This window comes from Vibrio sp. 1F169, from assembly GCF_041439605.1.
Taxonomy (GTDB): Bacteria; Pseudomonadota; Gammaproteobacteria; order Enterobacterales; family Vibrionaceae; genus Vibrio; species Vibrio tasmaniensis_A.
The window spans coordinates 1-5,882 of record NZ_JBGOOI010000126.1; the positions used below are offsets into that span (position 1 = coordinate 1).

Here is a 5,882-nt window from a genome sequence, read left to right on the forward strand (position 1 = left end):
AATACGCGAAACGGGGTTGTTCTATCTTTAAATTTAATTACGCAACAAAGCCGATCGCATCACCAGACAACGGTGCTGACCATCATATTTATGTACTACAAGAACTATTTGGAAAATTCAGCGATGAATTTATCCAGAATATCCATAACGCAAAAGATGAACATCAAATCCTTAATATTTTAATTAATTCATAAGGCGTAGAAAATTATGAGCACCCTAGCAAACCAAGCTACAAATACCAGTAGCAATTCTAATAATAGAAATAGTAGTAGCGACTATAAAAAAATCCTAAGTACCATGAAAGGCCATCTGCTTTTCGGAACCTCACACATGCTACCTTTCATCGTAGCCGGTGGTGTTCTATTGGCTTTAGCGGTAATGGCATCAGGCAAAGGCGCTGTACCTGCAGACGGCCTGCTAGCAGACATCTCTAATATCGGTATCAAAGGCCTTGTTCTTTTCCCAATCATTCTTGGCGGCTTTATTGGTTACTCCATTGCAGATAAACCGGCACTGGCACCTGCGATGATCTCTTCTGGCATCATGGCAGACATGGGCGGCGGCTTCCTTGGCTGTATCGTAGCTGGCTTTATCGCCGGTGGCGTGGTGTTCCAACTTAAGAAGATCCCACTTTCTGCGAACATGACGGCGCTAGGTGCGTACTTTATTTACCCGCTTCTAGGCACGTTAATCTCTGCAGGTATCGTACTGTGGGGCATCGGCGAGCCAATCAAACTGTTCATGTCTTCAATGAACGAGTTCCTAGCTTCAATGGCTGGCGCATCTAAGATGGTTCTAGGAACAATCCTTGGCGGTATGACGGCGTTTGATATGGGCGGCCCTATCAACAAAGTCGCGACTCTATTTGCTCAAACTCAAGTAGACACACAACCGTGGCTAATGGGTGGCGTAGGCATCGCGATTTGTACACCACCTCTAGGCATGGCACTGGCTACCTTCCTATTCAAAAACAAGTTCTCTAAACAAGAGCAAGAAGCAGGTAAAGCAGCGGCAATCATGGGTTCTATCGGTATCTCTGAAGGTGCTATCCCATTCGCAGCGAATGACCCAATGCGCGTTCTTCCTTCAATCGTAGCCGGTGGTATCGTTGGTTGTGTGTTTGGCTTCATGACAGACGTTCTACTGCACGCACCGTGGGGCGGCCTAATCACTGCGCCAGTATCAAGCAACATTCCAATGTACGTCGTCGGTATTGCGCTTGGTTCGCTAACCACAGCGGTTATCGTTGGCTTCTGGAAACCTGTCGCGGTTGAAACCGAAGAAGACATGGTTGAAGCGCCAGTACAAGCTCAAACAGCGCCTGTAGCAGGCGAAGGCGAGTACGACATCGTAGCCGTAACATGTTGCCCTTCTGGTGTTGCACACACCTTCATGGCAGCGAAAGCACTAGAGAAAGCAGGCTTAGCAGCAGGCCTTAAGATTAAGGTAGAAACTCAAGGTCAAAACGGTATTCAGAACCGCATCAGCGACCTAGATGTAGCGAACGCGAGACTGGTTATCTTGGCTCACGATATTCAAGTGAAAGACGCTCACCGCTTTGCTAACGCGAACGTGATTGAGTGTTCAACGAAAGAAGCGATGAAGAAAGCCGCGGACATGGTGGCTATTTAAAACCTGAAACAAATTAGAAGATAAAATTACTACCCCCTAGTAACTAAAATCCCCATTCGCCTTGTCAGCGAATGGGGATTTTATATTTATATAATGTTCAAAGCTTTTTACTGCTTGATATAAAGATCCTTAGAATAGATTCGGCCTTCAACGTTATTCTTCGCAAAGCCACCGACACTTGGTCGCACTAGGCGAGCTTGCATGTAGTAGTAGATTGGCGCGATCGGCATGTCTTCAGCCAGTAACTGCTCCGCTTGGTCATAGAAACCTTGGCGTTCTTGCTCATTAGTTGCAGCCAATGCGCTATCCATTGCTGAGTCGTACTTTTCGTTGTTGTAACGAGCGAAGTTGCCTGAAGATTCAGAACGCAGAAGGCTTAAGAAGGTCGACGCTTCATTGTAATCACCACACCAAGATGCTCGCATCACATCAAAATCACCTTGGCGACGTGATACTAGGTAAGACTTCCACTCTTGGTTTTCCAACTCAACTTGCGCGCCTAGGTTGCTTTTCAGCATGGATGCAATCGCCACCGCAATCGACTTATTCGATTCACTGGTGTTGTAAAGCAATTTAAAATCTAGCGGGTTAGAAGCATCGTATCCGGCTTCTTTCAGCAACTCTTTCGCCTTTTGGTCACGGTCCCTTTGAATCCATGTACTGTACTCAGGTTGAGTGGCATCAAAGCCTGCCGTGTATTCATGAGCAAAGGTATAAGCTGGTAAGTTACCTACTTGAGTCACTCCATTAGTAATCACATTGCGCATCATGGAATAAGACACCGCTTTCCGCACTCGCGCATCATCAAACGGAGGGCGCGTGGTATTGAACGCGTAATAGTATGTACACAATAAAGGTACCGCTGTATACGCGTCTTGATATTTCATTTTTAGCTGCTGCGCCATGTGTGTCGGCACATCAGACGTAATATCGACCTCGCCCACCGCATAGCGATTAATCGACGCATTCTGGTTCTCAAACGGAATGTAAGTCACTTGGGTTAAGTGCGTATCTGAACTGTCCCAATAGTTAGGGTTCTTCTCCAGTTCAATGCGTTCGTTCACCACCCACTCGCCTAAAACAAACGCACCATTACCAACAAACTGCTTAGGATCGCTCCACGGCTTATCGCTGTTTTCTAGCGTTGCCTTATGAACGGGCATCATTGAAGTGTGGCCTGTCATCGCCACAAAGTATGGAACTTTGCTATCGAGTTCGAACTTCACCGTGTGCTTATCAACCGCCGAGATACCGAGCTCTTCAACAGGCTTCTTACCTTCTGCCACATCAGCGATATTTTTGATTTGAGTCAGCTTGAGATACCACACATTTGGCGAAGCGAGTTTCGGATCGACCGCGCGTCTTATCGCATACACGAAATCATCGGCCGTCACCGGATCGCCATTCGACCATTTAGCATCTTTACGCAAGTGGAATACAAACGTCTGGTTGTCTTCGGTTTCCCAAGATTCCGCAACACCTGGAGTGATGTTGCCATCGCGATCTTGAATAACTAAACCTTCAAATAGGTCACGTAGAATGTGCATTTCAGGCAAGCCTTCTGCCTTTGCCGGATCGAGTGTCGCAGCTTCTGCATCATTGGCTCGCACCAAATGTTGGTCTTTTGCCAGTGAAACACCAGCAGGTAAGGTTTCAGCAACGGCAGTCACTGAGATAAAAGGGGTTAATAAAGATGAAATGAGTAAAGCCGTTGAATGTTTCTTAAAATCCATGTTTTTTTGCTCTCCTAGCCTATCTTTGAAGCAAAGTAATATAATTAACAATGCGACGGTTGACGTGTTTTGACGCTATGGTTTATTTAAAGGGGTTCATCTAATGGACTTGGTTAATGATTAATATAGCCAATAGTGAATACTTGATACTACTTGATCAATCAGGAGATTAAGGTGAGTTTAATTCCAAGAACGGAAAGAGCTGCGTTTTCGATAAAGCCGCTGTCATATGGAAAATCGGTGTTGGGTGCACCCTTGCTCTATTTCCCCGCGCAAATAGAAAGCGAATCTCGCGGGCTGATTTTAGCGGGCACACACGGCGATGAAACGGCTTCTATCGCGGGTTTATCTTGCGCGCTAAGAAGTTTGCCTACCGCCAACTTACGACACGATGTGATCTTATCGATGAACCCAGACGGCAATCAACTAGGCACTCGCGCCAACGCTAACCAAGTCGATTTAAACCGCGCCTTTCCAACTCAAAACTGGACAGAAAACGGTACCGTCTATCGCTGGAGTTCTCACACCCCTGTCAGAGATGTAAAAGTTAAAACGGGGCAAGCCGATCTGCTTGAACCGGAAGTGCAGTCGCTCATCAACCTCATTGAGCAGCGCCAACCCAAGTTCGTCATCTCTTTCCACGAACCACTCGCCATGGTCGACGACCCAACCCAATCAGAACTCGCCTCTTGGCTAAGCAAGCAGTTCAACCTACCACTCGTCGAAGACGTCGACTACGAAACCCCAGGCTCATTCGGCACTTGGTGCCAAGAAAAAAACCTACCGTGTATTACCGTAGAACTGCCGCCCGTTTCTGCGGATTTGACTATAGAGCAGTATTTGGATGCATTTTTGGCGGTGTTGGGGTATGAGGGGGTTGTTTAAAGATTTGTTTAAAGATTGCTAACTCATTTTTGGACAAGAACGAACCAGTGACTTCGCTAAATTAGCAAATCATAAATCAGTATAGATAATGTAAAATGAGCTATGACGAACAGTCTACTTGCGTTAGCCCGAAAGATAAATTTTTTTGGGCGCATTAAGTGACGTTAAGTTAGACAAATAATCATCATAATTGAGAGCCAAGTAAGAGCATTGCACCAGCTTGCTGTTGCCCTGAAAATGATTGCATTTTAGTAACATAAATGATCTTGCATTGCTCATTATTACTAAAAGTTACACCTCGACGCTCTAACTCTGCAAACGCAACGTCTCTATTCGCGTCATAAGCAGCCTCTGAACATAGCTTGGCGGTAGTCATATTTTCAGCAGATTTTGGAGTGAGAACACAGCCAGCCAACAACAAAGGCAATAAAAAAAAGATAAATCGAAACAACATTAGATCTCCGTAATCCTAATTTTTTCCACACTAGTGAAGATGACTTCAATATCTTTGCAAGTCGCCCATCCTTTTCCTTCGGTACTTAATTTATTCAGAAACTGAATAGCCTCCATTGGTTTTTTCGATAATTTTCCATCGAAAGATTGCAGTTCTCCATCATCTACAATTAACCATCGGCTTTTTTCCTTTTTAAGATTAATAAATATTGTTCCGTCAGGAAATGGGGGAAATGTATCAGCAAAAGATGCCCCAACACATACTGGACTAAAAGCCTTTTTTTGAAAAAATGATTCACTCATATCTCTTCCCTGTTTAATAAACGAGTTATTGATAATCAAAGTACAACAAAAAGGGGAGAAGGCAAGCATAAAAAAAGCAGCTCTAGCTTCAACCTCATTGGAAAACCTACGCATAATTTCTAAAGCACATGGATTAGATTAATTAGGTTTATTCTAGATCATTCAAGGATGTCGATTTGGCGGAGCTGAGAAACTTTGGGGTACTTTCGTGTTTGAAAGTGCTGACTGTATCGGTTCTGGACAGAAACGCGTTAGAGCTTAAGAGCTAACGCGCTCGATATAGATTAGAATTAATATCTTGAAACCATAAACGCTTGTTAGTTGCGAAACTTTACATTTCGTAGCTCAGTACCGATTATCAGGACTAATTCATGTTGTCTGGTGTATGAAGATTAGTGCCACAAACTGTGCACTTATAGTCACCTGTAGCTTCGCCCTCCATCAATGCACTGGCAACTGATGCAAAAAAGCCTGAGAAAAAACCTGCTGATTTCGACGCACTGGATTTTTTTGGTTGCGAGAAGCTTTCATATTTGTGGAGGGTGATCTCTTTGCAATTGCAACAGAACGCTTTCGTTTGCTCAGAACCGTACATTTTAACCAACCCGATTATTCATCTGTAGTTTTCACAACCTCAAAGCAACCAACGCTTTATAGGCGGAATTTTTTCTTTTTTACATTCCGTCTATGTTGCTGCCATATATTATGAAGCTCAACTGGTATTACCCTGTTATGTGAATCGGCATATGGTAATGGGGGCAAACTACGGAAAATTCCGTATAAGAGACCAAAGTACTGATTGATTAACTTGGTCTATCGGTGGGCTTTGTTGCGTAATTAAATTTAAAGATAGAACTACCCCGTTTCGCGTATTTC

Annotated in this window: 6 protein-coding genes and 1 pseudogene; 3 read left to right on the plus strand and 4 right to left on the minus strand. The window is 44.3% G+C overall.

The genetic code is table 11. The features are described 5' to 3' along the window. Together ACED53_RS22630 and ACED53_RS22635 are read left to right on the plus strand one after the other, a co-directional pair. A pseudogene (locus tag ACED53_RS22630) lies at positions 1 to 194 on the plus strand (hypothetical protein); the annotation flags it as partial. 13 nt (positions 195 to 207) lie between these two features. Beyond that, positions 208 to 1,632 (plus strand): fructose-specific PTS transporter subunit EIIC, encoded by a 1,425-nt coding sequence (locus ACED53_RS22635; protein ID WP_017100106.1) that lies wholly within the window; start codon positions 208 to 210, stop codon positions 1,630 to 1,632. A gap of 107 nt (positions 1,633 to 1,739) precedes the next feature. Here ACED53_RS22635 and ACED53_RS22640 read toward each other — a convergent pair whose 3' ends face one another. Continuing rightward, complete coding sequence (locus ACED53_RS22640) at positions 1,740 to 3,365, minus strand: ABC transporter substrate-binding protein (RefSeq protein WP_029225395.1); 1,626 nt, start codon at positions 3,363 to 3,365, stop codon at positions 1,740 to 1,742. A 174-nt stretch (positions 3,366 to 3,539) separates the two neighbouring features. On the opposite strand from ACED53_RS22640, the gene mpaA reads away from it, so the two are divergent. Next, a complete protein-coding gene (gene mpaA / locus ACED53_RS22645) occupies positions 3,540 to 4,250 on the plus strand; it encodes a murein tripeptide amidase MpaA (protein ID WP_017100104.1) in 711 nt (236 codons plus the stop codon). A gap of 184 nt (positions 4,251 to 4,434) precedes the next feature. Here mpaA and ACED53_RS22650 read toward each other — a convergent pair whose 3' ends face one another. From ACED53_RS22650 to ACED53_RS22660, 3 genes are all read right to left on the minus strand, one after another. Next, complete coding sequence (locus ACED53_RS22650) at positions 4,435 to 4,704, minus strand: hypothetical protein (RefSeq protein WP_017097640.1); 270 nt, start codon at positions 4,702 to 4,704, stop codon at positions 4,435 to 4,437. Beyond that, positions 4,704 to 5,006, minus strand: a complete 303-nt coding sequence (locus tag ACED53_RS22655) for a hypothetical protein (RefSeq protein WP_241816776.1) — start codon at positions 5,004 to 5,006, stop codon at positions 4,704 to 4,706. Before ACED53_RS22655 ends, ACED53_RS22650 begins: the two co-directional genes overlap by 1 nt. Before the next feature lie 364 nt (positions 5,007 to 5,370). Next, positions 5,371 to 5,601 carry a hypothetical protein gene (locus ACED53_RS22660; RefSeq protein WP_017097638.1) on the minus strand — a complete coding sequence of 77 codons (231 nt, stop codon included), beginning with the start codon at positions 5,599 to 5,601 and terminating at the stop codon, positions 5,371 to 5,373. Positions 5,602 to 5,882 lie beyond the last annotated feature (281 nt).